A 23,222-nucleotide genomic window follows, 5' to 3' on the forward strand; every position below is an offset into this window, starting at 1 on the left:
AGCGTTTGTTGTTCTGTACGGATTGGTTTTTTAGACGGCCTATCGCGCGGTGAATTTGCCATAGATGTTCCCCGCTTTAGCGGGGTAGGGATCAATACGGCGTTAAATAATATGGGCTTCATTCACCCGTGCCGGTTCAGCCGCAGGGCATAGCAGCCATGCGCGGGGAAACGCAGCATCGCGAAAGCGATATCTGGTCGCGCCTCCCAGCGCGCCAGTGCCGTCTCTACCTCATGCGTTGGCAGCAGCACGGCTTCCAGCATGGTCTGTTCGGTGTCGTAAGCGCGCAGCGCCACATGGTCGCCGAGGTAGGGATTGCTGCCGACACGGCGCAGTATTGATGTCAGTTCGGGCGGGGGCTCTGGCTGTGGCCCTGCCGCCAGGAAAACCGGCCCATATTCGCGGTATGGCCCGACTTGGTGGAATGGGCTGTAGCTCGCCAGAATCAGTTCCTCTCCCGGGATGGCGCGGCGCAGCGCGTCGCGGAAAGGTTCGCCGCCGGCGGCCGTCATCCGCCGCACGGCTTGGCCCTGCGCGTCTATCCCTTTGTGTCGCGCCCGTTCGACGAAAGCCGGGTCCAGGGTTTCCAGTTGCCAAGCCATGCCGTTCTCCTTCGCATTATTGAAATGTCCGAAGTCTATGGCGGCGCGACCCTGTGGGCGACCCGATTCTTGCTGCGCTCGCTTTCAGAACATTGGGTGTGCATAGCGAGTTGAGTTGCCTCGCTTTGGCTTTCTAAGCTGCCTATCCGGCAGTGAACACCCGCGAAGAGGCCGAAGTGCAGATCGCACATTTCTAAGCTGCCTATCCGGCAGTGAACGCAGTTAGCCAGTTAACAGTCCGCCGAGAGTGTTTCTAAGCTGCCTATCCGGCAGTGAACTCAGACGCGCGGACACCTTCGACACGCAGACTTTTCTAAGCTGCCTATCCGGCAGTGAACTATTTTGATCGCCGTGACCGACGGCGTTTTGATTTCTAAGCTGCCTATCCGGCAGTGAACGACTGCCCCGTACTGCGAGAGATGCTTGGCATTTTCTAAGCTGCCTATCCGGCAGTGAACATGGAGTATTACCGCATCGAGCTGGACCGGCATTTCTAAGCTGCCTATCCGGCAGTGAACATAACGGGCGATATCGACGAATGAGCCGTAGTTTTCTAAGCTGCCTATCCGGCAGTGAACAGCCTGCCAATTCTCGTGATGTAACAGCAAATTTTCTAAGCTGCCTATCCGGCAGTGAACGATAGCCGCCTGGCTCTGGCTGATGTGCCATTTTTCTAAGCTGCCTATCCGGCAGTGAACTCAGTCGCTTCCACTCCGCCCAGCGCGCTTCCTTTCTAAGCTGCCTATCCGGCAGTGAACGCCGCGATCCGCGCCCAAGCCGCCAAGAAAGTTTTCTAAGCTGCCTATCCGGCAGTGAACGAGAACGACAGCTTGCCGGTTGTCACGAACTTTTTCTAAGCTGCCTATCCGGCAGTGAACTTGTCTCTGGCCGTTTTGATGGTGTTATCGGTTTTCTAAGCTGCCTATCCGGCAGTGAACCGCCGCCGCCAGCGAAGACGACCTTGCCGTCATTTCTAAGCTGCCTATCCGGCAGTGAACTGGCCTTGGCCGTTGGCGATAGCCGGGGTCAGTTTCTAAGCTGCCTATCCGGCAGTGAACGCACGAGCACAGCAAAATGCCGAGTCGCAGATTTTCTAAGCTGCCTATCCGGCAGTGAACCGTTTTCGCGTAATCAGTACCCGCCGCCGGCATTTCTAAGCTGCCTATCCGGCAGTGAACTCGCCGCGAGCGCCGAATTGCAGCTTGCTGTATTTCTAAGCTGCCTATCCGGCAGTGAACGGTTCAAACTTTGCCATCGCTCTTTCCTCTCTTTTCTAAGCTGCCTATCCGGCAGTGAACTAGAGTCTACACCGCCCCCTCGCCTTATGGCGTAGGCACTTCAGTGATTTTTCCGGCTTTGACCCAAATTTTCAGATACAGGCTAAGTGATTGTTTTTACATGGGAAGATGTGGGGGCTGGAAAAAAGGGTTGATCTCGTCGGCTGTCACACCCTTCATGCTAATGGCAAAATGCGCTGTCGCGTTCCATCCCGAAGGTATCGCCATGTCCGATTTTTCCCCGTCCGATCTCAAGACCATTCTGCATTCCAAGCGCGCCAATCTTTACTACTTGCAGCACTGCCGAGTGCTGGTCAACGGCGGGCGGGTGGAGTATGTCACCGACGCGGGCAAGGCTTCGTTGTATTGGAATATCCCCATCGCCAACACCAGCTGCATCCTGCTGGGCACCGGCACTTCGGTGACGCAGGCGGCGATGCGGGAGCTGGCCAAGGCCGGGGTGATGGTGGGCTTTTGCGGCGGGGGCGGCACGCCCTTGTTCAGCGCCAACGAGCTGGAGCAGGAGGCGGCGTGGTTCGCGCCGCAAAGCGAGTACCGGCCCACGGAATATCTGCAGTACTGGGTGCGCTTCTGGTTTGACGACGCGCAGCGGCTGGCCGCCGCCAAGGATGTGCAGCTGGCGCGGCTGGGCTGTTTGCAGCGGCACTGGCTGAGCAGCCGCGCCAAGCGCGGCGCCGGCACGGACCCGGCCAATGCGTTTCTGGATCATGGCAATTATCTGGCTTACGGCCTGGGCGCCACCGCGGCCTGGGTGCTGGGTTTGCCGCACGGCCTGGCGGTGTTGCACGGCAAGACCCGGCGCGGCGGGCTGGTGTTTGACGCGGCGGACCTGGTCAAGGACGCGCTGATCCTGCCGCAGGCCTTTGTCTCCGCGATGCGCGGCGACGATGAGCAGACCTTCCGCCAGGCCTGCATCGAGGCGCTGACCCGCGGCGAGGCGCTGGATTTCATCATCGACACCTTGAAGGACATCGCCGAGCGGCGGGGGCGGGCGGCATGAATATCCTGCTGATCTCGCAATGCGACAAGAAGGCGCTGACGCGCAGCCGGCAGATCCTGGACCAGTTCGCCGAACGCCGTGGCGACCGCGTCTGGCAGACGCCGATCACCCAGGCCGGGCTGGACACGCTGCGGCGCTTGCTGCGCCAGAGCGCGCGCAAGAACACCGCGGTGGCCTGCCACTGGATACGCGGCCAGGACCATAGCGAGCTGTTGTGGATAGTGGGCGACGCCAGCCGCTTCAATGCCGACGGCGCCACGCCCACGCACAGTACCCGCCGCAATGTGTTGCGCAGCGCGGACGAGAACGATTGGCACAGCGGCGAGGACATCCAGCTGCTGGCCGGCCTGGCGGCCTTGCTGCACGACCTGGGCAAGGCCAGTCAGGCGTTTCAGCAGCGGCTGCGCGGCGAGCGGACCGAGCGCAATCTCTACCGCCACGAGTGGGTGTCCTTGCGCTTGTTCCAGGCCTTTGTCGGCGACGACGACGACGCCGGCTGGCTGGCGCGCTTGCGGCAGCCGACGGAGCAGGACCATGCCAGCTGGCTGGAGCGCTTGCAGGCGGACGGCATGGGGGCGGAGTGCGAGCCGCCGTTCACCCGTTTGCCGCCGCTGGCCGCCGCGGTGGGCTGGCTGGTGCTGACGCATCACCGGCTGCCGCTGATGCCGGACTTCGCGGAGGGCAAACAGTGCCGCTTGGGCGGCAAGCTGCAGGGTTTTCAAAGCCGCATGTTGTTGAATATCCCCGCTCATATCGACGCGCGCTGGAACGAATGGCGGGAGATGGAAGCCGAGCCGGCGCAGCTGGCGCCGTACTGGCGCTTCCCGCTGGGCCTGCCGGTGAACACGCCGGCCTGGAGCCGCCGCGCCGCGCGGCTGGCGGACAAGCTGGCGGCGCGTTTGGCCGCGCGCGGCGAGACGCGCTGGCTGGACAATCTTTACGCGATGCACGTGGCGCGGCTGAGCCTGATGCTGGCGGACCATCATTTCTCCAGCCTGGATTACGCGCAGTTGCGGCACAAGCGCGGCCAGGCCGGCTATCCGCTGTGGGCTAACACTCATGGCGGGTCCGGCGATTTCAATCAGCCGCTGGACGAGCATTTGCTGGGCGTGGCGGAGCATAGCGCGCTGGTATGCCGCGCCTTGCCCGGCTTCGAGCGCGAGCTGCCGCGGCTGTTGCGGCGCAAGCGCTTGCTGCAGCGCAGCCCCGACGCGCGTTTCCGTTGGCAGGACCGCGCAGCGGATCTGGCCGCGGGAATGCGGGCGCGGGCGGCGGAGCAGGGCGCTTTCATCGTCAATATGGCGTCCACCGGCTGCGGCAAGACCTTGGGCAATGCGCGGATCATGTACGCCTTGGCGGACCCGGCGCTGGGCCTGCGTTGCGCGTTCGCCTTGGGCCTGCGCGCGCTGACACTGCAAACCGGCCGCGCCTTCCGCCAGCGGCTGAGCCTGAACGACGAGGATCTGGCCATCTGCGTGGGCGGCAGCGCCAATACCCAGCTGTTCGAGCACTATCAGCGGCAGGCGGAGGCCAGTGGTTCGGCCTCGCGCCAGGCCTTGTGGGACGAGGGTGGCGAGGTGCGTTACGAGGCCGGCGGCGAGCACCCGCTGCTGTCGCGCGCGTTGCGCGATCCGCAAACGGCCAAACTGCTGCAGGCGCCGCTGCTGGTGTGCACCATAGACCACCTGACGCCGGCAACGGAAAGCCTGCGCGGCGGGCGGCAGATTGCGCCCATGCTGCGGCTGATGAGCGGGGACCTGGTACTGGACGAGCCGGACGATTTCGATCTGGCGGACTTGCCGGCGCTGACCCGGCTGGCCCATTGGGCCGGCTTGCTGGGCAGCCGGCTGTTGTTGTCGTCCGCCACCTTGCCGCCGGCGCTGATTGAAGGTTTGTTCGAAGCGTATCTGGCCGGCCGTCGGCAGTTTCAGGCCAATCGCGGCCAGCCGGGGCGGCCGCTGGCGGTGTGCTGCGCCTGGGTGGATGAACAGGACCGGGCCCAGGAGGATTGCGCCGATGTCGACGCTTTCCGCCGGCGGCAACGGCAGTTTGCCGGCCGGCGCGCCGATTGGCTGGCCACGCAGCCGGCGCGGCGCCATGCCGAGCTGCTGCCGTTGAGCTTTGGCCAGGGGCAGGCGCCGGCGTTGCGCCGCGAGTTCGCCGCCCAGTTGCAGCCGGCCATTGAGCGCTTGCACCGGCTCAATCAGCAGCGGGACCCGATCAGCGGCCAGGCGGTCAGCTTCGGCCTGGTGCGCATGGCCAATATCCAGCCCTTGTTCGAGGTGGCGCTGGCCTTGTACGCGCTGCCGTGGCCGGCGCACTGGCAGCTGCATTTATGCGTTTATCACTCGCAATACCCGTTGCTGTTGCGTTCCGCCATCGAGCGCCAGCTGGACCAGGCGCTGAACCGCGAGAAAGCGGAAGCGATGTTCACGCTGCCGGCCATCCGTCGCGAGCTGGACGCGGAAGCGGAGCGCGAGCATGTGTTCATCGTGTTGGGTTCGCCGGTGACCGAGGTGGGGCGGGATCACGATTACGATTGGGCGATTGTCGAACCCTCGTCGATGCGTTCGCTGATCCAGCTGGCCGGCCGGCTGCGCCGTCACCGTCCAGATCCTTGGGAGGCGGTGAACGTGCTGATTTGCGAGCGCAATCTGCGCAGCGTGGAACAGCCGGATCAGCCGTCCTTCCGCTGGCCGGGTTTCGAGGACGAGGCCTTCCCCTTGGACAGCCATCTGTTGAGCGAGCTGCTGGAGGAGGACGAGTACCGGCATCTGGACGCGCGGCCGCGCATCGTGCAGCCGGAGCCGCTGCAGGCGAAGCGGCGCTTGTCGCACCTGGAGCACGCGCGGCTGGCGCAGCTGATGTCGCCGGCTGGCCAGGTCAGAGCCGCCAGCAGCCGGCCTGGGCGAGAGGGCCAGGCCATCGCGCCGCTGGGCGCGTATAGCTGTTGGCAGCAGCCGCAGGCGCTGCTCAGCGGGGTGCTGGCTCAGCAGCAGCCCTTCCGCGCTAGTCGCAAACGGGAGGTGGATTTGCTGTTGTTGCCCACCGAGGACGGGGACGATTACGCGCTGCACCGGGTAGTGGCCCAGCCATGGCCGCAGCCGCCGGATTTTGTCCCGGCAGAGAAGGAGCGGAACCAGCGGGTGCCGGAGGCGGCGTTGACGCAGCCGAATATCCGGCCCTGGGGCGTCAGCGAATATCCGGCGGCTTTGGCCGAACTGGCGGCGGAGCTGGGCATGGAGCTGGAGGCCTGCGCGCGACGCTTTGGCGGGCTGAGTTTGCCGCAATCGGACAATGGCTGGCGCTTCCATCCGGCGCTGGGGTTTTGCAAGGCTTGAAGCCGGGCTGGCCATGAAAACGGCCGAGGCTGCGGCGTGGGTATCGCTGCGCTCCAGCCACCCTAGCTATGACGGGCAGCCGGGCGTAGGGTGGGTGGAGCCGTAGGCGATACCCACCGGCAGGTTGTGGAGTCTGTTTACGATCTCGCGAGCCAAGGCGTTGCGGCTGAGGCCGCCGCGGCACCCGCCGCGCCGCATCTCGCGACGCGCAGCAGGTGATAAAGCGGTCCTCAGCGCAAACCGCTATGCAGCCCATCCACCAGCACATGCGGCACGCCCTGGGAGCAGCGCTCCACCCGGCCGCTAACGCCGTAGACGCGGCGCAGGCTTTGGCTGTCTATCACCTCGTCCGGCGCGCCGTTGGCTTGCAAAGCGCCGTCCTTCAGCATCAGCACCCGGTCGCAGTGGCGCAGCGCCACGTTGAGGTCGTGCAGCACGATGACGGTGACCATGCCGCGGCGGCGGGTTTCGCGGCGCAACAGGTCCATCACGTGGAACTGGTAGTTGAGGTCCAGCGCCGACAGCGGCTCGTCCAGCAGCAGCACCGCCGGTTCGCGGATCAGCGCCTGGGCGATGCCCACCAGCTGGCGCTGGCCGCCGGACAACTGGTCCAGATAACGCAGCGCCAGTTGCTCGATGCCCAGCGACTGCAGCTGCGCGAACACTTGTTGGTCGTCATGGCGGCGCGACAGGCCGGCGGCGGTGGCCTGGCCGGCCACCATCAGCGATTCGAACACCGACAGATGCACGCTGGGAGGCAAGGTTTGCGGCAGATAGGCCACTTCGCCGCGCTGACGGCTGAGCGCGCGCTGGTCCAGGCGGACGTCGCCACTGCTGTGCTGCAGGCCGGCCAGGGCGCGCAGCAAGGTGGACTTGCCGCTGCCGTTGGGGCCCAGCAAGGCCGTGATGTCGCCCGCCCGCAGACAGGGCACGTCCAGCGCGCGTATCACCTGGCGCTTGCCGTAGCTGACCGAGAGTTGATGGATGGACAGGGCGGAGCTCATTGGCGGCCTCCGTTGCGCAGCACGATGGCGATGAAGAAGGGGATGCCCACCAGCGAGGTGACGATGCCCACCGGCACGATGACGCCCGGCACCAGGTTCTTGGTCACCACCGAGGCCATGGACAGGATGGCGGCGCCGGTCAGCGCGCTCACCGGCAGGTAGAAGCGGTGATCCTCGCCCACCAGCCGGCGCGCGATGTGCGGAGCGATCAGGCCGATGAAGCCTATGGTACCGACGAAGGCCACCGCCAGCGCGGTGAGCAGGCTGGCGCGCAGCAGCGAGCTGAGGCGCAGCCGGCGCACATTGATGCCGAAGCTGGCGGCGCGATCTTCGCCCAGCCGCAGCGCGGTCAGCCGCCAGGACTGGCTCAGCGACCAGGGCAGGATCAGCGCGAAGGCGCCGAACAGCAATGCGATCTTGGGCCAGTCCGCGCGCGACAGGCTGCCCATCAGCCAGAACACCAGATCTTGCAGCGAGTCCGCGGTGGAAACGAATTGCAGCAGCGACACCAGGGCGTTGAAGCTGAAGAACAGCGCGATGCCGAACAACACCACGCCGCTGGTGGGCATATTGCTCCAGCGCGCCACCACGTCCAGCAGCAGCGCGGAGCCGAGCGCGAACACGAAGGCGTTGACCGGCAGCATCCACGGGCCGGGGACGCCGGGAATGCTGACGTCCAGCAGGATGGCCAGCGCCGCGCCAAAGGCGGCCGCCGGCTGCAGGCCCAGGGTGAACGGGTCCGCCAGCGGGTTGTGCAGCACGGTCTGCATTTCGGCGCCGGCCAGGCCCAGCGCCAGGCCGGCGGCGATGGCGATCAGCGCGTAGGGCAGGCGGATCTGCCAGACGATGACTTCGGTGGCTGGGTCGGCGGCGGCCGGGTGCCACAGCGTCTGCCAGAATTCGGCCAGCGGCATGCCGCTGGCGCCGGTGGTGACATCCAGCGTCAGCGAGACGGCGAGCAGGCTCAGCAGCACGGCCACCAGCAGCAGCCGGCGCAGCAGGGTGCGGCGGTAATCCGCAGCCACCGCGGCGGCGGAAAGCGTCATGGTCTCGCTGCTCATTTAACGCCCTTGACCCAGTAAGTGCCTTGCGGCTCTATGGCCAGGAAGTCGCGATGCAGCTGTTTCCAGCTGGCGTCCGGGGCCAGCTTGGCGAAGCGCGCCGGCTGCAGCTCCTTGGCGAAGGCTTCCAGCAGCACGATGTGGTAAGGCGTGTTGTAGAAGTGGTGCCAGGCGCCGAAGGTGCGGCCCTCGCGCACCGCGCGCAGCGCGCCCACCGGGCTGCGCGCGGCGGTGCGCTTGAGCGAGGCCTGCGCCTGCGCCGCGCTGATGTTGGCGCCGAACTGGATGCCGGTCTTGTCGGCGGCGTCGGCGGTGCCGGTGCCGATGTACAGGTCCGGGTTGCTGGCCAGCACATGTTCCATATTCACTTCGCCCACCGCGCCGGGAATCAGCTTGTCGGCGATATTGACGCCGCCGGCGGCGTCCACCAGCTCGCCCAGGCTGCCGCGGCCGGCGCTGGTGACGTTGCTGAAGGCGCCGGCGCGCAGGTCCAGGAAGGCCTTGGGTTTTTGCTGCGCCGGGATGGCGGCCACCACTTTGCGGATGGCGTCCATCTTGCCCTGGTAGAAGCGGATGAAGCGTTCAGCCTCGGCTTCGCGTTGCAGCGCCTTGCCCATGATGCGCAGGCTGGGCACGGTGTGCTCCAGCGGCGCGTTGCGGAAGTCGACGAACACCACCGGCACCTTGGCCGCCTGCAGCTGCTGCACGATGGGGTTGTTCAGGCCCGGGCCGTGGCCGGAGATGCTGAACACGGCGATGTCGGGGCGCAGAGTCAGTACTTTTTCGGCGCTGACCGAGTTCTCGCTGGTCTTGCCGATCAGTGGAATCTGGTCGATGGCCGGGAAGCGCTGCTTGTACTGGGCGTAGGTTTGCGGGTCCAGTTGGCGAAAATCGCCCTGCCAGCCGGCGATGCGGGCGATGGGCTGCTTGCCTTCCAGCAAGGCCAGCGCGTAGAACAGCCGGCCTTCGCCCAGCAGGATGCGGTTGACCTTGGCCGGCACTTCCACTTTGCGGCCGGCGATGTCGGTGACGGTGGCGGCTTGGGCCGCCAGCGTGGCCGCGGCCAGCGCGCCGGCCAGCAGCAGACGGGAGAACAGTGTTTTCATTGTGATTCCTTGAGCGATACGGCTCCGCTGCCAAAGCCCGCCGCGGGAGAAAGGGCGGGTGGACGGGCTTTAGCCGTGGAGCGGGTGGCAAGCATCATACAGAAACGGGAGCGGCCGGGCAGGCCCGGCGCGCTCGGAAAACGCCGCTGGGTTGTGGCTCTTACTCGGCCTTGGCCCAATCCAGCTTCAAGTCCGGCGTCTTGGCCATCAGGCCCAGGTGCTCGTCCATGATGAATTCGATCTTGGCCAGCTTGTCGGCGGCGTCGGCGGCACAGATCATGTCCAGGGTGTCGTCCTGGCGCTGGATCCGGCATTCGCCGATGGGGAAGTGCACATGGGCCTGGTGGCTGTCGAACTCCACCGGCACTTTCAGCGCGTAGTGCTTGCACAGCTTGTACAGCACCTTGTCGGCATTGGGCGTGGTCAATTGGGCGCGGCTGCTCAACATCATCAATTCTCCAATCGTAAAAACGGGAACAGGCAGTTGGCGAATCCGGCGGATTCGGCAACTGCCGTGCGGTGTTTCCGGCCCGTCCGGGGACGGGCCGTCAGGGTGCGGCTTAGAAGCTGTTCACAATCTGCTGCGCGTCGGCGATACCGCGTTGCCAACGGCTTCGGAATGCTCATGTACCAACTTGTACATTCCGCTTCCTCAACCGTTTGCGCCTTGTCTCGCTCTAGCTCGCGAGATCGTGAACACCTTCTTAGAACTTGCCGGTCAAGGTCAGCCAATAGCGGCGGCCCTCGTCGACCATCCAGTTGCCATCAAGACCGCCGTCGCGATCGCGATTGTCGACAGCGACGGTGCGGTCGGCCAGGTTGTACACGGCGAAGTTGACGTCAAAGCTCTTGTTCAGCTTGTAGCTACCGCCAAAGTCCCAGGTGCTGGAACCGCCTCGGGTACGTACGTTGTTGGCGCCGTTGCGGAAGCCGGTGTAGTACTGCTTGCCCTCGAAGTTCATGCGCGTGTACAGATCCAGCTTTTCCATCGGCGCCCAAGCCAGTTTCACATTGCCGGAGTGTTCCGGTGTTTTATCCAGCGGCTTGCCATCTAGAGAGTGACCATCGAAAGTGGTTTCCTTGCCGCCTTCGCGTTTGGACTTGGTGTAGGTGTAATTACCGGACAGCGTCCATTTCGGCATGAAGGTCCAACTGCTGGACAGTTCTAGGCCGCGGATGTTTACTGAGTCAACATTGTCGTATACATAGACAGTTTGCGGAGTGCCTTGAACCGGTGGAACGAGGGGGTTGACGACGCCAGTATCGAAGCTGACGACTTTATTCTTAAAGTCGTTATTGAACAACGTAGCGTTGGCGCTCAAGCCTTTCTCATTGTCAAAGTACAAGCCTACTTCATAAGAAGTGCTTTCCTCTGGCTTCAGGTTTGGATTACCGCATAGTGTGCCACGCTTTTTGGAGGAAGACCCCGTCGGCATGCAGAAGTTTGCGCTGCTTTGCCGAATGGTTGGTGCCTTGAAGCCTTTGCCTACGCCACCTTTTAGCGTCCATTGCGAGTTTAGGTGGTCAACAAAATACAAGCGTGGAGTAAAGTGCGTGCCGAAAGTACTATGGTGATCGACGCGAGCGCCAGCAGTAATGGTGAGGCTATCAGTGGCCTCATAGCTATCTTCTGCAAATAAGGCCCAAGTGTTGACCGTGATTTTTTCTGGGTTGCCGGCGCCTTGATATCCACGAATAGCTTCAGTATTACTCAGTCCGCTAGCTTCCTGGTTGCCGAATTGAACTCCCGTCTTGAGAGTATGACGATCCAGCAAGAAGGAAAGTTGGCCATCTAGGGTGGTGTTAGTAATTTTTATATTTTGATTGTTGCTGACATTGTTAATGTCTTGGCGATTTTTTTCAATCTCTTGATAAAGGGCGAGATTAGAGCGGACATTGCCGTATTTGCCATTGTGGCTGAGGCTCCAATGGTCGCGGGTATCCAATTGGTCGTATTTTTTATCGCTACCGTCTAAAGACTTACCGGGCGTTGTAGTTTTGCGAAGCTTATTATGCCCGGCTTCAAACGTAATATCGTGGTCTTGATTTGGAGTAAATGTCAGCTTGGCGTTGATGTCGGCTACATGATTGGCATCTTTGCCACCAATATCACCCGGAGAGTAGTAGATATTGTCCTCAGCCTGGTTGTTCAGCGCGCCGTAAACTTGCAGCGACAGCAGGTCCTTCACCAACGGGCCGCCCAGCCAGAAGCTGCTCTGGCCGGTATTGCCTTCGTTCGAATGCTCGGTGATGGTGCCGCCCAGAGTCATCGAGCCATGCCATTCCTTGGGCGCTTTGCGGGTGATGATGTTGACCACGCCGCCCATCGCGTCGGAGCCGTACAGCGAGGACATCGGGCCGCGCACCACTTCGATGCGCTCAATCGCTTCCATCGGAGGGATCTGATATTGCTGGAAGCCGCCAGTACCGCGACTGCGAGCCTCACGGGTATTCTGGCGGCGGCCATCCACCATAATTAGAGTGTATTCGCCTGGCATGCCGCGGATGGAGATATCTTTGTCCGTTGGGTCTGCGCCATTGATATTCACACCTTCCAGATCACGAATAGCATCGGTCAGATTGGTGAACGGTTTTTTCGCCAGATCTTCACGGGTGATCACCGAGATGCTGGCCGGAGCCTGTTTGATCTTCTGCTCGTAACCGGAAGCGGTCACCACCACCGAGGGTAGGGTGGCTTCGGCTTCCGCCGCATGGGCGGCGGGCAGGTAGAGCGCGGAGACGGCGGCGGAGAGCAGGGCTAGGCGCACGCCGTGGCGGGCGGCGGAGTCAAAGGTTTTCATTATGGTGGATACCTGGAAATCATCACATGAACGAAGCCCATTTGATCCGCGTCCCGGCATGGCCGGCGCTGTATGCATGCCGTTGGCGTTTAGTTTGCGCAAGGAATGTCAAATGGGACCACAAGTATCCCACTGAATTGATGAGAACGCAAATGCGAATCGTTATTGATTGGATTGGGATTTTAGCTTGCGCAGGCTGCCGAGCATAGAACATGATCTGGCTCAAACTTTTGAACGGGCCGCAAATAATCTGCAAAACCTTGGGAACCAAGGCTGTAGCGATGGGTCACAGGCCTGTTCTTCTCCACGCGGCGCGCTTGCCTCATGCCCCTTCGTCTGCCCTTGCTGCTGTTGCTAACTTGTCTGCTGCTCTTGCCGCAGGCGGGTTGGAGCATGGGCGGGCGCGTGGCCGCCAGCGCGCCCTGCGTCTGGATGGCCGACGACGGCGCGGCTTGCCACACCCAGCCCTCCAGCGCGGCCCAGGCCGCGGCCTGTTGCCAGTTGCCGGCCGCTCCGTGGCCGGCGGCGCCCTGTCTGCCCTTGCAGGCGATCCGCCCGGTTTTGCATGCCAAGGCTGAAACGGTGTGGTCCGGTTTCATCCCCGCGCCGCCGGAGCGCCCTCCCCAATCTTTTGAATGAGCCGTTTTTTGCGTCAGCCGCGTGTTTGAGGGCTATAGCGCTTTTTCATTCAAACAGCATTGGAATTCTCGTCATGAATAAACGTTTGTACTGGGCCGCCGCCGCGCTGGCCGTTTCCCTGCTTTCTCCGCTTGCCGCCGCCGCCGCCGACGGCGTGATGCACAAGGACCCGTATTGCGGTTGCTGCACCGCCTGGGCCGAGCATATGCAGAAAAACGGGGTGGCGATGCAAAGCCGCAACGAGGCCGACATGTCCGCGCTCAAGGCCCGCTTGAAGGTGCCGGCGGATCTGCGTTCCTGCCACACCGCCGAGATCGGCGGCTATGTGTTCGAGGGCCATGTGCCGGCGGACCTGGTGAAGAAGGTGCTGAAGGACAAGCCCAAGATCGTCGGCCTGGCGGTGCCGGGCATGCCGATGGGTAGCCCGGGCATGGAGGGGCCGAGCAAGCAGCCTTATCAGGTGCTGAGCTTTGACGAGCAGGGGAGGCGCAGCGTCTACGCCACGCGCTGAAGGTCAGCTTAGACCCGCTGACAAAACCCCTGATCCTGCGTTGCGCCGACTTGTCGTACTACTTGTACTGCCTGCGTCGGCGCGCCTTGGCTCAGGTACGCTGCTCGGTTTTGTTAGCGGCTCTTAGAACCTGTTTACGATCTGCTGCGCGTCGTGAAGCCCTGCACGGTGAGTACCAGCTCAAAATGCTCATGTACCGCTCGTACATTCCGCTTTTTCGCTCGTTTTCGCCTTGTCTCGCCTTAGCTCGCGAGATCGTAAACACGCTCTTAGGGTTTGAGTGAGCGACGGGCGGTCCGGCATGCCGGACCGCCCGTTTTACGTCAGCGCATCGCGAAGGCTTCGTGGTGGAAGACCGGCGCCTGGGCGCCGCGTTGCCGCAGGCCGCGTTGCAAAGCCGCGCCCAGGCCCTGCGGGCCGCAGAACCAGACCTCGTCCACCTCCGGCAGCATGTCGGCGCTCAGCAGCGCGCCGGCCTCGCTCTCGATCAGATGCAGCCGCACGCCGCGCTGACGACAGGCTTGTCGCACTTCTTCCAGCCGCGCCGCGTCGCCGCGGCTGCGCACGCAGTAGTAGAAGTCCACGTCCTGTTGCCCTTCAGCCAGTTCCCGGCTTTGCAGCCAGGCCAGGAAGGGAGTGACGCCGATGCCGCCGGCCACCCAGGCCTGACGCGCGCCGACGCGCGGCTGGAAGCAGCCGTAAGGGCCTTCCACGGTGACGGCCTGGCCGATCTCGAGTTCGTCCGGCAGGCGGCGGGTGTAATCGCCCAGCGCCTTGATGATGAAGCGCAGCCGGCCGTCGTCGTGGTCGGCGCTGGCGATGGTGAAGGGATGAGCGCCTTCGGCGGCGGAAAAGCTGACCAGGGCGAATTGTCCTGCGCGGTGGCCGGGCCAGCCGTCCATCTGGCAGATCACTTCCAGCTGTCCGGCGGGCAGCGCTTCGACGCCCTGCACCCGGCCGGCGTATTGCCGCTGCTTGCCGATGCGGCCGGCCAGCGAATACAGCGCGCAGCCGGAGCCGGTCAGCATCAGCGCGGCCAGCAGCCAGCCCACCGGCTGCGCCCACATCTCGGTTGGCATCAGGATCAGGCCGTGGAAGACCCCCATCAGGTAGAGCGGGCCGAACAATTTGTGCAGCTTGCGCCAGAAGCGGTAGGGAACGGCGCGCAGCAGCGCAAGGATCACCATGGCCAGCACCGCCCAGGCAGCCCATTCGCCCACGTCCTTGGCCAGCGATGTCAGCGGGTTTTTGCCGTCGCCGCTCTTGACGCGCGGAGCGACCCAGGCCATCGCCAGCATCAGTTTGGGCGAAAGCTTGATCAGCCAGTGAGTGGCCAGCAGCAGGCCGGCGGCGATGCCCAGGCGCTTGTGCAGCGCGTACAGGCGGTCCAGGCCGCCCAGCAGCGGTTCCAGCCGGCGCGGGCGCGCCGCCAGCAGCATGGAGGCGCTCATCACGGTCATCAATTGCACGCCGCTGAGCATCACCAGTTCGTGCCGCCATTGCCAGTAGTTGGCGGGCAGGCCGTTTTGCCACAGGCTGGCGGCGGCGTACAAGGCGCCGCTGATGAGCAGCAGCAGGCTGAGCAGGGGAAGGTTGCGCTTCATCGCCATATCCTTTCTTTTAGTAGGGGGATTAAGGCGATTGGAACATTGCAAGCTTAAGCCAAGCTTAAACGCGGCGCTCGGGCCGGCTTAGCGTGAAGATTCTCCGGGTGGTTGACGCGTTGGGGTGCCGCCAAGCGCCTTGTACAGCGCGATCAGGTCGGCGGACAGCGTTTGCCGCGCCGCCAGCCTTTGCTCGCGCAGCGCGGCGAGCTGCAATTGCGCTTCCAGCGCGTGGCTTTGCGCGGCCTCGCCGACGGCGACGCGCTGGCGGGCGAAGCCGAGCTGGCGTTGCAGCGCGGTTTCGCCGTCGCTCAGCCGCGCCTCCTGGGCGCGGCCGGCCTGGCTGCGCGACAAGGCGGTTTCCACGTCGGCCAGCGCTTGCAGTACGGCTTTGCGGTATTGCGCCAAGGCGGCGTCGTAGCCGGCCTCGCGCGCCCGGACTTGCGCCTGCAGCCGGCCGCCGGCGAACAGCGGCAAGCTTAGTTGCGGACCCAGGCTCCAGTAGCGGCTGGCCTGGGCGGCGAAGTCGCCGGGGCGGACGCTGTCCCAGCCGCCGCTGGCCAGCAGGCTGAAGCGCGGGTATTGCTCGGCGGTGGCCACGCCGATGTCGGCGCTGGCGGCGGCCAGCTGTCGTTCCGCGGCGCGCAGGTCCGGCCGGCGCAGCAGCAGCTCCGACGGCAGACCGGCGGCGGGCGTCGGCGGCAGGCGCGGTTCCGGCGCGACGCCGTCCAGCTGCGCGCGCAGAGCGGTCGTCGGCAGCGCAGTCAGCGGGCTTAGCGCGGCGAGCGCGGTCTGGCGGGCGGCGAGCAACGGTTGCAGCTGCGCGTCGGCGCGCAAGCGTTCGGCCTCGGCCTGCTCCAGCTCGCCGGCGCCGGCCAGGCCGGCCTGGACTTGCAGCCGGGTCAGCCGCGCCAGCTCCGCGCGCCAGCCGGCCTGGGCTGCGGCGTTGTCGGCGCGCAGGCTCCAGTAGCGGTAGTCCAGCGTCAGCCGCGCGGTTTCGGCGGCCACGCGCAGCGCGGCGTCGGCGGCTTGCTCGCGGCTGGCGTCCAGCCGGGCGCGGCCGGCTTCCACGCCGCGGGCGGTGTGGCCGAACAGGTCGATTTCCCAACTGGCGTCAAAGCCGGCGCGGTAATCGGTGAACAGGGTCTGCGGGTTGGCGAACGGTATATTGGCCAGCGCCTCGCCGCGCCGGCTCAGCTGGTCGCGACTGACGCGGCCGGCGGCGTTGAGCTGCGGCCATTGCGCGCCCGCGTTCATCTCCAGCGCGGAACGGGCCTGGCGGATATTGGCGTCGGCGCTGGCCAGGTCCGGACTGTGGCGCAGCGCGGCGCCGACCAGCCGGTTCAGCGCCGGGTCCTGGAAGGCCTGCCACCAGCCGGCGGCTTCCGGCTCGGCCTCAGCCGTGGCGGCGGGCAGCAGTTGCGCCGGCGTCGGCGGCTGGTAGTCGGGGCCGACGGCGCAGCCGGCGAGCAGGACGAGGGACAGCGAGACGGCAAGGCGGGATGGGGTCATTGTCCGCTCCGGTGACGGAAGATCAGGTAGGCGAGGCTCAGGGTGGCGGCGGCGATCAACAGCAGCGGCCACAGATGAGGCCAGGCCTCCGCCGCGCCGTAGCCTTTGAGGAACAGGCCCTTGACCACGACGATGAAATGGCTGAGGGGGTCCGCGGCGCTGAGCGCGCGCAGCGGCCAGGGCATGTTTTCCACCGGCGCCATATAGCCGGACAGGATGATCGCCGGGGCCATGAAGCCGAACACGCCGAGGAAGGCCTGTTGCTGGTTGGCGCAGACCGAGGAAATCAACAGACCGCAGCCGGACAGGGCCAGGCCGTAGCACAGCATGGCGAGGTAGAGCAGGGCGATGCCGCCGCCGAAGGGCACTTGGTAGAGCCACACCGCGGCGGCGGAGATGACGCTGCCTTGCAGCGCCGCCACCAGCATGCCGGGCACGGCCTTGCCGGCCATGATGTAGCCCGGGGTCAGCGGGGTGACCAGCAATTGGTCGAAAGTGCCTTCCTCGCGTTCGCGCGCCAGGGACAGCGCGGTGACTATCAGACAGCCTATGGTGGTGATGATGGCCACCAGGCTGGGCAGCACGAACCAGCGGTATTCCAGATTGGGGTTGTACAGATGGCGGAGCTGCAGCTGGGCCGGCGGCGGCGCGGGGCTGAGTTCGCGCGCGTATTGGGCGACGATTTGCTGGGCGTAGCCGAAGGCGATCTGCGCGCTGTTGGAGCGGCGGCCGTCGATGACGGCCTGCAGCCGCGGCGTTTCGCCCCGAGCCAGCCGCCGTGAGAAATCCGGCGGAATGCGGATGGCCAGCAGCGCTTGCTGACGGTCGATGACCTCGCGCAGCCGGGCTTCGCTGTGGAGATTGAGCAGATGCGGAAAGGCCTGGGCCGCGGCCAGGCGCTGAGACAGTTCGACGGACGCCGCGCCGCCGTCCTGGTTGTAGATGGCCAGCGTGCTGTTCTTGACCTCCAGCGTGGCGGCGAAGGGAAACAGCAGCAATTGCAGCAGCACCGGCATGATCAGCAGCCGGCGGCTTTGCGGGCTGGACAGCAGGGCCCGCAGTTCTTTATGGATCAGAGTCAGCAGCGCGTGCCACATGGTGTGTCCTCCTAGCTCGCGTCCAGCCGGCGGCGGAATTTGAGCGCGGTCAGCCCCAGCCAGAAGCAGGCGGACAGCAGCAGCCAGCCGGTGTTGAGCAGCAGCACCGGCCAGATGTCGCCGGCCTGGAACAGGGTTTGCAGCGCGCTGACGAAGTAGCGCGCCGGCACCAGATAGGTGGCGGCCTGCACCGGAGGCGGCATGCTGTTGATTTCGAAAACGAAGCCGGACAGCATGGTGGCCGGCAGGAAGGCGGCGGTGAGCGCGCCCTGGGCGGCGACGAACTGGTTGCGGGTGACGGTGGAGAGCAGCAGGCCCAGGCCGAGCGCGCTGCCGAGGAACAGGCTGCTGACGATGAACAGCAGCCACCAGGAGCCGCGCAGCGGCACGTTCATCAGCAAGGTGGCCGCTAGCACGCAGACCAGCATAGCGGCCATGCCCAGCAGGTAGTAGGGCAGAATTTTGGACAAGAGCAGTTCGGCGCGGGTCACTGGGGTGGACAGCAGCGCCTCCATGGTGCCGCGCTCCCATTCGCGCGCCACCACCAGCGAGGTCAGCAGCGCGCCGATGATGGTCATGATCACCGAGATTGAGCCGGGCACCAGGTAGTTGCGGCTGACGGTGTCGGGGTTGAACCAGTAGCGCGGCTCCAGTTGCAGCTGGGCCGGCGGCTGCTGGCCGCGGTCCTGCGCGCGCTGGGTCAGCCAGACTTGCCAGGCCCCTTGCAGATAGCTGGCCAGGAAGTTGGCGGTATTGGGCTCGGCGCCGTCGGTCAGCAGCTGCGCCGCGGCCGCGCCGCGTCCCTGCGCGGTCTTGGCGGAAAAATCGGCGGGAATCACCACCATGCCGCGCACTTCGCCGGCGGCCAGCCGCGCGCGCATGTCGGCGCGGTCATGGCCGGGGCGGACCTCCAGATAGGGCGAGCCGGCCAGCGCGGCGGCGAAGCGGTGGGCTTCTGCGCCGTTGTCTTCCAGCACCACGCCGATGCGCACCTTGTTGGCGTCCAGATTGATGCCGTAGCCGAAGATGAACAGCAGCAGCACCGGCAGCACGAAGGCGATCAGAATGCTGCTGGGGTCGCGCACGATCTGCATGGCCTCCTTGCGGCACAGCGCCAGCAGGCGGGCGGGCTTGACGGCGGCGCTCATATTCCTGCTCCGGCGCGGTCGTTGGCCGCCACCAGGCGGATGAAGGCTTCTTCCATCGCGATCTCCTCTTCCGGGCCGGCGGCCTGGCGCTTGAGTTGGTCCGGCGTGCCGCTGGCGATCAGCCGGCCGCGGTAGACCAGGCCGATGCGGTCGCAGTATTCGGCTTCGTCCATGAAGTGGGTGGTGACCATCACGGTGACGCCCTTGTCCACCAGGCCGTTGATGTGGGTCCAGAATTCGCGGCGGGTGATGGGGTCGACGCCGGAGGTGGGTTCGTCGAGAAACAGCAGCGGCGGGCGGTGCATCAGCGCGCAGGCCAGCGCCAGCCGCTGTTTGAAGCCCAGGGGCAGCGCGCCGGCGAGCATGTCCAGATAGGGCGCGAGCGCGAACACGCGGACCATCTCCGCGACGGTGTCGCGCCGCGCCTGGCCGCTCAAGCCGTAGATGCCGGAGAAGAAGTCCAGATTGTGGGCGACGCTGAGGTTGCCGTAGAGCGCGAATTTCTGCGCCATATAGCCCAGCTGCCGGCGCGCGCGGCTGGCGCTGCGCTTCAGGTCTATGCCCATCACGCTGGCCTCGCCGGCGCTGGGGCGCAGCAGGCCGCACAGCATTTTGAAGGTGGTGGATTTGCCGGCGCCGTTGGGGCCGAGCAGGCCGTAGATCTCGCCGCGCCGCACCTGGAAGTCGATATTGTCGGCGGCGACGAAGTCGCCGAAGCGGCGGGTGAGCTGTTTGGCGCGGATCACCGCGTCAGGGTCCACGCCGGCCGGCAGCTGCGCCGGCGGCATCCGTTCCGCCAGCGCCGAATCGCCGCCGGGGCCGCCGCCCAGCAGTTCGATGAAGGCGTCCTCCAGCCGCGGCGGAACAACGGCGAAATGGGCGTCCGGCCCGGCTTGCAGCGCCGCCAGCTCAGGCGGCTGGCCGGCCTGGCGCAGCACCAGCCGCAGCGCCTGGCCCTGGATCACGCCGTCCAGCACTTGCGGCTGGCGCAAGGCGCGCCGCAGCGTCTGGCGGCGGTTGCCGGCGATGCCGCGCAACTGCACGCTACGGCCTTCCATGCGGCGGATCAGCTCGCCGGGCGCGCCGGCGTAAGCCAGCTGTCCGGCGTTCATCAGCAGCACTTGGTCGCAGCGCTCGGCTTCGTCCAGATAGGAGGTGCTCCACAGCACGGTCATACCGTCCGCGGCCAGCTCGCCCACCATCTTCCACAACTCGCGGCGGGAAATCGGATCGACGCCGACGCTGGGCTCGTCCAGCAGCAAGACCCGCGGCTCGCCCAGCAACGCGCAGGCCAGGCCCAGCTTCTGCTTCATGCCGCCGGACAGCTTGCCGGCCGGCCGCGCGGTGAAGCGGGCGAGGTCGGTGAAGGCCAGCAGGCGCTCGAAGCTGTGTCGGCGGCGCTCGCCGACGACGCCGCGCAGATCGGCGTACAGCTCCAGGTTCTCCTGCACCGTCAGGTCTTCGTACAGACCGAATTGCTGCGGCATATAGCCGATCAGCGCGCGCAGCGCGTCGCCGTCGGCGATCGGGTCCAGGCCCTCGATGCGGATGGCGCCGGCGCTGGCTTGCAGCAGGCCGGCCAGCAGCCGCAGCAGCGTGGTCTTGCCGGCGCCGTCCGGCCCGGCCAGGCCGGTGATCGCGCCGCGGCGTATCGTCGCGTCGACGCCGGCCAGCGCCTCGTGCGCGCCGAAGCGCTGGCAGAGGCCGCGGAGGATGATGGCGTCCGGCGCGTCCATCTCAGTCACCGTCCGCCAGCGTTACCGTCACCGGCATGCCCTGGCGCAAGGCGGCGTCCGGGTTTCGCACCACCACGCGCAGCCGGTAGACCAGCGCGGTGCGCAGATCCTGGGTTTCCACGTTCTTGGGGGTGAATTCGGCGCTGGGGGAAACGAAGCCGACCACGCCGTCGTAAGGTTGGGCGCGACCGTCGCTGCGGACCTTGACCTTGGTTCCGGGCGCCATCTTGCCCAGATCGGGCTCGGCGACGTAGGCGCGCACCCATACCGGCCGGGTCAGCGACAAGGTGAACACCGCGCCGCCGGCGGGCAGCATGCCGCCGGGTTCGACCGCGCGGGTGAGAATGACGCCGTCGGCCGGGGCCAGCAGCCGGGTGTCGGCCAGCTGCAGCTTGGCCTGGGCCTGTTGCGCGGCCGCGCGCTCGGCGTTGGCGTCGGCCTCGGCGACTTCCTCCTTGCGGTAGCCGCGCTTGAGCGCCTGCCACTGCTGGCGCGCCGCTTCGGCCTGCGCGAGGGTCTGGTCGCGCTGCGCGCGAGCCTCGTCCAGCGCGCGCTGGGCGGAGGCGCCGGTGTCGGCCAACTGGCGCTGGCGTTGGTAAGTCTGCTCGGCGTTGAGCTGCGCGGCGCGGCGCGCGTCCAGATTGGCCTGCGCCTGCTCGATGTCCTCGCGGCGCGGGCCGGCGCGGTACAGCGACTGCCGCGCCTGGGCGGCGGCCAGGCCGGCGTCGGCGTCGCGCAAGGCGTTGCGGTAAGGGGCGGAGTCCAGTTCGCCCAGCATGTCGCCGGCGCGCACGGCGGCGCCCTCGTCCACGTTCAGGCTGTGCAAGCGGCCCGCCACCCGGAAGGATAGGCTGACTTCGCGGATGTCGACGTTGCCGGACAGGCTCAGACGTTCTTGGGCTAATTGCCGCTGCCGCCAGGCGTAGCCGCCGCCGGCGAGCAGGGTGACGACGACGAGGCCGATGAGCAGAGGGGGACGCTTCATGGCTGTGGCTCCAATGGGCGCAGACCGCGCAGCGCCCATTGCAGGCGTTGCTCGATGTGGCGCGGATCGATGGCGTAGGTGTTGAAAGCCTGCTGGATCAGGTCGGGCAGCAATGGTTTGCCGGCGATGATGTGCTGAGCCAGCGCCGGCAGGCCCAGCGCGGACATCAGGAACAGGGCCTGGTGCAAGGGATCGCCTCGCTCCAGCTCGCCGGCCTGCTGCGCGTCGACAATGCTTTGCAGCAGCAGCTTGGGATGGCGCGGCGCCAGCGTGGACAGGAAGGCCTGCGCGGCGGCTTCGCCGGCGGCGGCGTCCAGCAGCATGTGGGCGACGAGGCCGCCGTGCTCGGCGACGAATCCCAGCAGCTGGCGCAACAGGGTCTGCAGCCGCGGCAGGGCCGATGCTTGTTGCTGCAAGCGCGCTTGCATTTGCCGGAACAGCGGCGCGTACCAGTTTTCCAGCAACTCGGCCAGGTAGCGGTCGCGGCTGCCGAAGTGGTAGACGAAGCTGCCGGGGTTGACGTCGGCGCGCTGGCACAGGCCGCGCACGGTGATCGCGCGTAGGCCGGCCTCCTTGGCCATGGCCAGTCCGCAGTCCAGCAATTGCTGTCTAGTCGCGTTGTTGGGTTTCATATCGTTATTTTTATACGAGCGTATAAGTTCATGCAAGCTAAATTTGTACGGTTGTATAAATTGTTGGAAATCCTGGCGGGAACGCCAAGTGCTTGTTTTAAAAAGCGGCGGCCGCAAGCCTTGTCGCCGCGGGCAAATTCACCGCGCGGCGGCATGTGCCGGCGGAAAATAATCGGCCATAATTGGAGCGGCGGCGCAAGCCGCCACCAAGAATCCCGCAGCCGCGCCGGGCGTCTTCAGCCCAGGTTACGGTGAAAACAGCGATCCGTCGCACCATTATCAAAGGGGACACATAATGTTGGCCATCATCGGCGGCAGCGGCCTGGCCCAGCTGCCCGTACTGGAAGTCACCCATCGTCAAGTTGTGCGCACCCCGTATGGCGACCCGTCCTGCGCGCTGACCTTCGGCCGCCTGAGCGGTCAGAACGTGGTGTTCATCGCGCGCCACGGCTACGGCCATTCGCTGGCGCCGCATGAAATCAATTACCGCGCCAATATCTGGGCGCTGCACGATCAGGGCGTGAAAGGCGTGGTGGCCATCGGCACCGTGGGCGGCATCCGCCCCGACATGCCGCCGGGCCGCCTGGTGGTGCCGGACAACATCATCGATTACAGCTGGGGCCGCAAGCACACGTTCTTTGAAGGTCTGGACCGTCCGGTGGTGCACGCCGAATTCTCCGCTCCTTATGACGACGCGCTGCGTCAGCGGCTGATCCGCGCGATGGCGGACAGCGGCCACAGCGGCGTGGTGGGCGGCGTTTACGCCTGCACCCAGGGGCCGCGCTTGGAAAGCGCCGCGGAAATATTGAAGTTGGAGCGGGATGGCGCCGATATAGTGGGCATGACCGGCATGCCGGAAGCGGCTTTGGCGCGGGAGATGAACCTGCCTTACGCGCACCTGTGCCTGGTCAGCAATTGGGCGGCCGGCAAGGGCGGCGCGGCGACGGTGGAGTTTAATCCGGAGACCGGCGCGCGGGGCACCGAGGGCGTGATGGCTGCGCTGGCGGCGTTTTGTTGCTCGAAGTAGCTTAAACCGCAGAGGCGGTCGAAGAATATTTTCGCTTGGAGCAGGGGGCGAAGGCTTGTTGCCGGGAGCGCCGCATTGCAAAGCGTGTGTTTCATTTTGCGAAAATAATAAATGGGAG

The 23,222-nt window shown here is 65.5% G+C and carries 18 protein-coding genes and 1 CRISPR repeat array; of the genes, 5 read left to right on the forward strand and 13 right to left on the reverse strand.

Features of this window, described 5'->3' with window-relative positions; genetic code table 11:
- Positions 1-122: 122 nt before the first annotated feature.
- Entirely contained in the window at positions 123-602 is a 480-nt protein-coding gene (locus tag VK98_RS12285; protein ID WP_048414292.1) for a DUF1203 domain-containing protein, read from the reverse strand.
- A 130-nt stretch (positions 603-732) separates the two neighbouring features.
- Positions 733-1,900: direct repeats of the CRISPR family, unit length 28 nt; unit sequence TTTCTAAGCTGCCTATCCGGCAGTGAAC.
- 205 nt (positions 1,901-2,105) lie between these two features.
- On the opposite strand from VK98_RS12285, the gene cas1f reads away from it, so the two are divergent.
- Together cas1f and cas3f are read left to right on the forward strand one after the other, a co-directional pair.
- Positions 2,106-2,900: a type I-F CRISPR-associated endonuclease Cas1f gene (cas1f, locus tag VK98_RS12290; RefSeq protein WP_048414293.1), complete on the forward strand. Its 795-nt coding sequence runs from the start codon at positions 2,106-2,108 to the stop codon at positions 2,898-2,900.
- Positions 2,897-6,241: a type I-F CRISPR-associated helicase Cas3f gene (gene cas3f, locus VK98_RS12295; protein WP_048414294.1), complete on the forward strand. Its 3,345-nt coding sequence runs from the start codon at positions 2,897-2,899 to the stop codon at positions 6,239-6,241. Before cas1f ends, cas3f begins: the two co-directional genes overlap by 4 nt.
- A gap of 230 nt (positions 6,242-6,471) precedes the next feature.
- On the opposite strand, the gene VK98_RS12300 is transcribed toward cas3f, so the two are convergent.
- The 5 genes from VK98_RS12300 to VK98_RS23350 all read right to left on the reverse strand — a co-directional run bounded on the left by VK98_RS12300 (position 6,472) and on the right by VK98_RS23350 (position 12,213).
- Positions 6,472-7,245 carry an ABC transporter ATP-binding protein gene (locus tag VK98_RS12300; RefSeq protein WP_048414295.1) on the reverse strand — a complete coding sequence of 258 codons (774 nt, stop codon included), beginning with the start codon at positions 7,243-7,245 and terminating at the stop codon, positions 6,472-6,474.
- Positions 7,242-8,306 carry an iron ABC transporter permease gene (locus VK98_RS12305; RefSeq protein ID WP_048414296.1) on the reverse strand — a complete coding sequence of 355 codons (1,065 nt, stop codon included), beginning with the start codon at positions 8,304-8,306 and terminating at the stop codon, positions 7,242-7,244. The genes VK98_RS12300 and VK98_RS12305 overlap by 4 nt, the downstream gene beginning before the upstream one ends.
- Positions 8,303-9,412 (reverse strand): ABC transporter substrate-binding protein, encoded by a 1,110-nt coding sequence (locus VK98_RS12310; RefSeq protein WP_048414297.1) that lies wholly within the window; start codon positions 9,410-9,412, stop codon positions 8,303-8,305. The genes VK98_RS12305 and VK98_RS12310 overlap by 4 nt, the downstream gene beginning before the upstream one ends.
- Before the next feature lie 160 nt (positions 9,413-9,572).
- Positions 9,573-9,863: a DUF2218 domain-containing protein gene (locus VK98_RS12315; protein WP_019101550.1), complete on the reverse strand. Its 291-nt coding sequence runs from the start codon at positions 9,861-9,863 to the stop codon at positions 9,573-9,575.
- 253 nt (positions 9,864-10,116) lie between these two features.
- On the reverse strand, positions 10,117-12,213 hold the full coding sequence (locus VK98_RS23350) for a TonB-dependent receptor domain-containing protein (RefSeq protein WP_048414298.1): 2,097 nt from the start codon (positions 12,211-12,213) through the stop codon (positions 10,117-10,119).
- 324 nt (positions 12,214-12,537) lie between these two features.
- Here VK98_RS23350 and VK98_RS12325 point away from each other — a divergent pair, with 324 nt between their 5' ends.
- Together VK98_RS12325 and VK98_RS12330 are read left to right on the forward strand one after the other, a co-directional pair.
- A complete protein-coding gene (locus VK98_RS12325) occupies positions 12,538-12,852 on the forward strand; it encodes a hypothetical protein (protein ID WP_156187846.1) in 315 nt (104 codons plus the stop codon).
- 73 nt (positions 12,853-12,925) lie between these two features.
- The gene (locus VK98_RS12330) at positions 12,926-13,363 is read left to right on the forward strand and encodes a DUF411 domain-containing protein (RefSeq protein WP_048414300.1); all 438 of its coding nucleotides are present in this window, start codon (positions 12,926-12,928) and stop codon (positions 13,361-13,363) included.
- A gap of 323 nt (positions 13,364-13,686) precedes the next feature.
- On the opposite strand, the gene VK98_RS12335 is transcribed toward VK98_RS12330, so the two are convergent.
- The 7 genes from VK98_RS12335 to VK98_RS12365 all read right to left on the reverse strand — a co-directional run bounded on the left by VK98_RS12335 (position 13,687) and on the right by VK98_RS12365 (position 22,077).
- Positions 13,687-14,967 (reverse strand): ferric reductase-like transmembrane domain-containing protein, encoded by a 1,281-nt coding sequence (locus VK98_RS12335; RefSeq protein WP_053077356.1) that lies wholly within the window; start codon positions 14,965-14,967, stop codon positions 13,687-13,689.
- An 87-nt stretch (positions 14,968-15,054) separates the two neighbouring features.
- Positions 15,055-16,479, reverse strand: coding sequence for an efflux transporter outer membrane subunit (locus tag VK98_RS12340; protein ID WP_048414301.1), 1,425 nt, complete (start codon positions 16,477-16,479; stop codon positions 15,055-15,057).
- Positions 16,476-17,576, reverse strand: coding sequence for an ABC transporter permease (locus tag VK98_RS12345; RefSeq protein WP_048414302.1), 1,101 nt, complete (start codon positions 17,574-17,576; stop codon positions 16,476-16,478). Before VK98_RS12345 ends, VK98_RS12340 begins: the two co-directional genes overlap by 4 nt.
- Positions 17,577-17,587: 11 nt before the next feature.
- Positions 17,588-18,724, reverse strand: a complete 1,137-nt coding sequence (locus VK98_RS12350; protein WP_048414303.1) for an ABC transporter permease — start codon at positions 18,722-18,724, stop codon at positions 17,588-17,590.
- Positions 18,721-20,460, reverse strand: coding sequence for an ATP-binding cassette domain-containing protein (locus VK98_RS12355; protein WP_048414304.1), 1,740 nt, complete (start codon positions 20,458-20,460; stop codon positions 18,721-18,723). Before VK98_RS12355 ends, VK98_RS12350 begins: the two co-directional genes overlap by 4 nt.
- A 1-nt stretch (position 20,461) precedes the next feature.
- On the reverse strand, positions 20,462-21,445 hold the full coding sequence (hlyD, locus tag VK98_RS12360; RefSeq protein WP_048414305.1) for a secretion protein HlyD: 984 nt from the start codon (positions 21,443-21,445) through the stop codon (positions 20,462-20,464).
- Positions 21,442-22,077 carry a TetR/AcrR family transcriptional regulator gene (locus VK98_RS12365; RefSeq protein WP_048414306.1) on the reverse strand — a complete coding sequence of 212 codons (636 nt, stop codon included), beginning with the start codon at positions 22,075-22,077 and terminating at the stop codon, positions 21,442-21,444. Before VK98_RS12365 ends, hlyD begins: the two co-directional genes overlap by 4 nt.
- 295 nt (positions 22,078-22,372) lie before the next feature.
- Here VK98_RS12365 and VK98_RS12370 point away from each other — a divergent pair, with 295 nt between their 5' ends.
- On the forward strand, positions 22,373-23,104 hold the full coding sequence (locus VK98_RS12370; protein ID WP_048414307.1) for an S-methyl-5'-thioinosine phosphorylase: 732 nt from the start codon (positions 22,373-22,375) through the stop codon (positions 23,102-23,104).
- Positions 23,105-23,222 lie beyond the last annotated feature (118 nt).

Origin of the sequence: Chromobacterium sp. LK11 (assembly GCF_001043705.1) — a bacterium.
Taxonomy (GTDB): Bacteria; Pseudomonadota; Gammaproteobacteria; order Burkholderiales; family Chromobacteriaceae; genus Chromobacterium; species Chromobacterium alkanivorans.

Coding starts and splice junctions, on each gene's coding strand:
- VK98_RS12285 (WP_048414292.1), bottom strand. CDS start 602: ATGGCTTGGCAACTGGAAACCCTGGACCCGGCTTTCGTCGAACGGGCG.
- cas1f (WP_048414293.1), top strand. CDS start 2,106: ATGTCCGATTTTTCCCCGTCCGATCTCAAGACCATTCTGCATTCCAAG.
- cas3f (WP_048414294.1), top strand. CDS start 2,897: ATGAATATCCTGCTGATCTCGCAATGCGACAAGAAGGCGCTGACGCGC.
- VK98_RS12300 (WP_048414295.1), bottom strand. CDS start 7,245: ATGAGCTCCGCCCTGTCCATCCATCAACTCTCGGTCAGCTACGGCAAG.
- VK98_RS12305 (WP_048414296.1), bottom strand. CDS start 8,306: ATGAGCAGCGAGACCATGACGCTTTCCGCCGCCGCGGTGGCTGCGGAT.
- VK98_RS12310 (WP_048414297.1), bottom strand. CDS start 9,412: ATGAAAACACTGTTCTCCCGTCTGCTGCTGGCCGGCGCGCTGGCCGCG.
- VK98_RS12315 (WP_019101550.1), bottom strand. CDS start 9,863: ATGATGTTGAGCAGCCGCGCCCAATTGACCACGCCCAATGCCGACAAG.
- VK98_RS23350 (WP_048414298.1), bottom strand. CDS start 12,213: ATGAAAACCTTTGACTCCGCCGCCCGCCACGGCGTGCGCCTAGCCCTG.
- VK98_RS12325 (WP_156187846.1), top strand. CDS start 12,538: ATGCCCCTTCGTCTGCCCTTGCTGCTGTTGCTAACTTGTCTGCTGCTC.
- VK98_RS12330 (WP_048414300.1), top strand. CDS start 12,926: ATGAATAAACGTTTGTACTGGGCCGCCGCCGCGCTGGCCGTTTCCCTG.
- VK98_RS12335 (WP_053077356.1), bottom strand. CDS start 14,967: ATGAAGCGCAACCTTCCCCTGCTCAGCCTGCTGCTGCTCATCAGCGGC.
- VK98_RS12340 (WP_048414301.1), bottom strand. CDS start 16,479: ATGACCCCATCCCGCCTTGCCGTCTCGCTGTCCCTCGTCCTGCTCGCC.
- VK98_RS12345 (WP_048414302.1), bottom strand. CDS start 17,576: ATGTGGCACGCGCTGCTGACTCTGATCCATAAAGAACTGCGGGCCCTG.
- VK98_RS12350 (WP_048414303.1), bottom strand. CDS start 18,724: ATGAGCGCCGCCGTCAAGCCCGCCCGCCTGCTGGCGCTGTGCCGCAAG.
- VK98_RS12355 (WP_048414304.1), bottom strand. CDS start 20,460: ATGGACGCGCCGGACGCCATCATCCTCCGCGGCCTCTGCCAGCGCTTC.
- hlyD (WP_048414305.1), bottom strand. CDS start 21,445: ATGAAGCGTCCCCCTCTGCTCATCGGCCTCGTCGTCGTCACCCTGCTC.
- VK98_RS12365 (WP_048414306.1), bottom strand. CDS start 22,077: ATGAAACCCAACAACGCGACTAGACAGCAATTGCTGGACTGCGGACTG.
- VK98_RS12370 (WP_048414307.1), top strand. CDS start 22,373: ATGTTGGCCATCATCGGCGGCAGCGGCCTGGCCCAGCTGCCCGTACTG.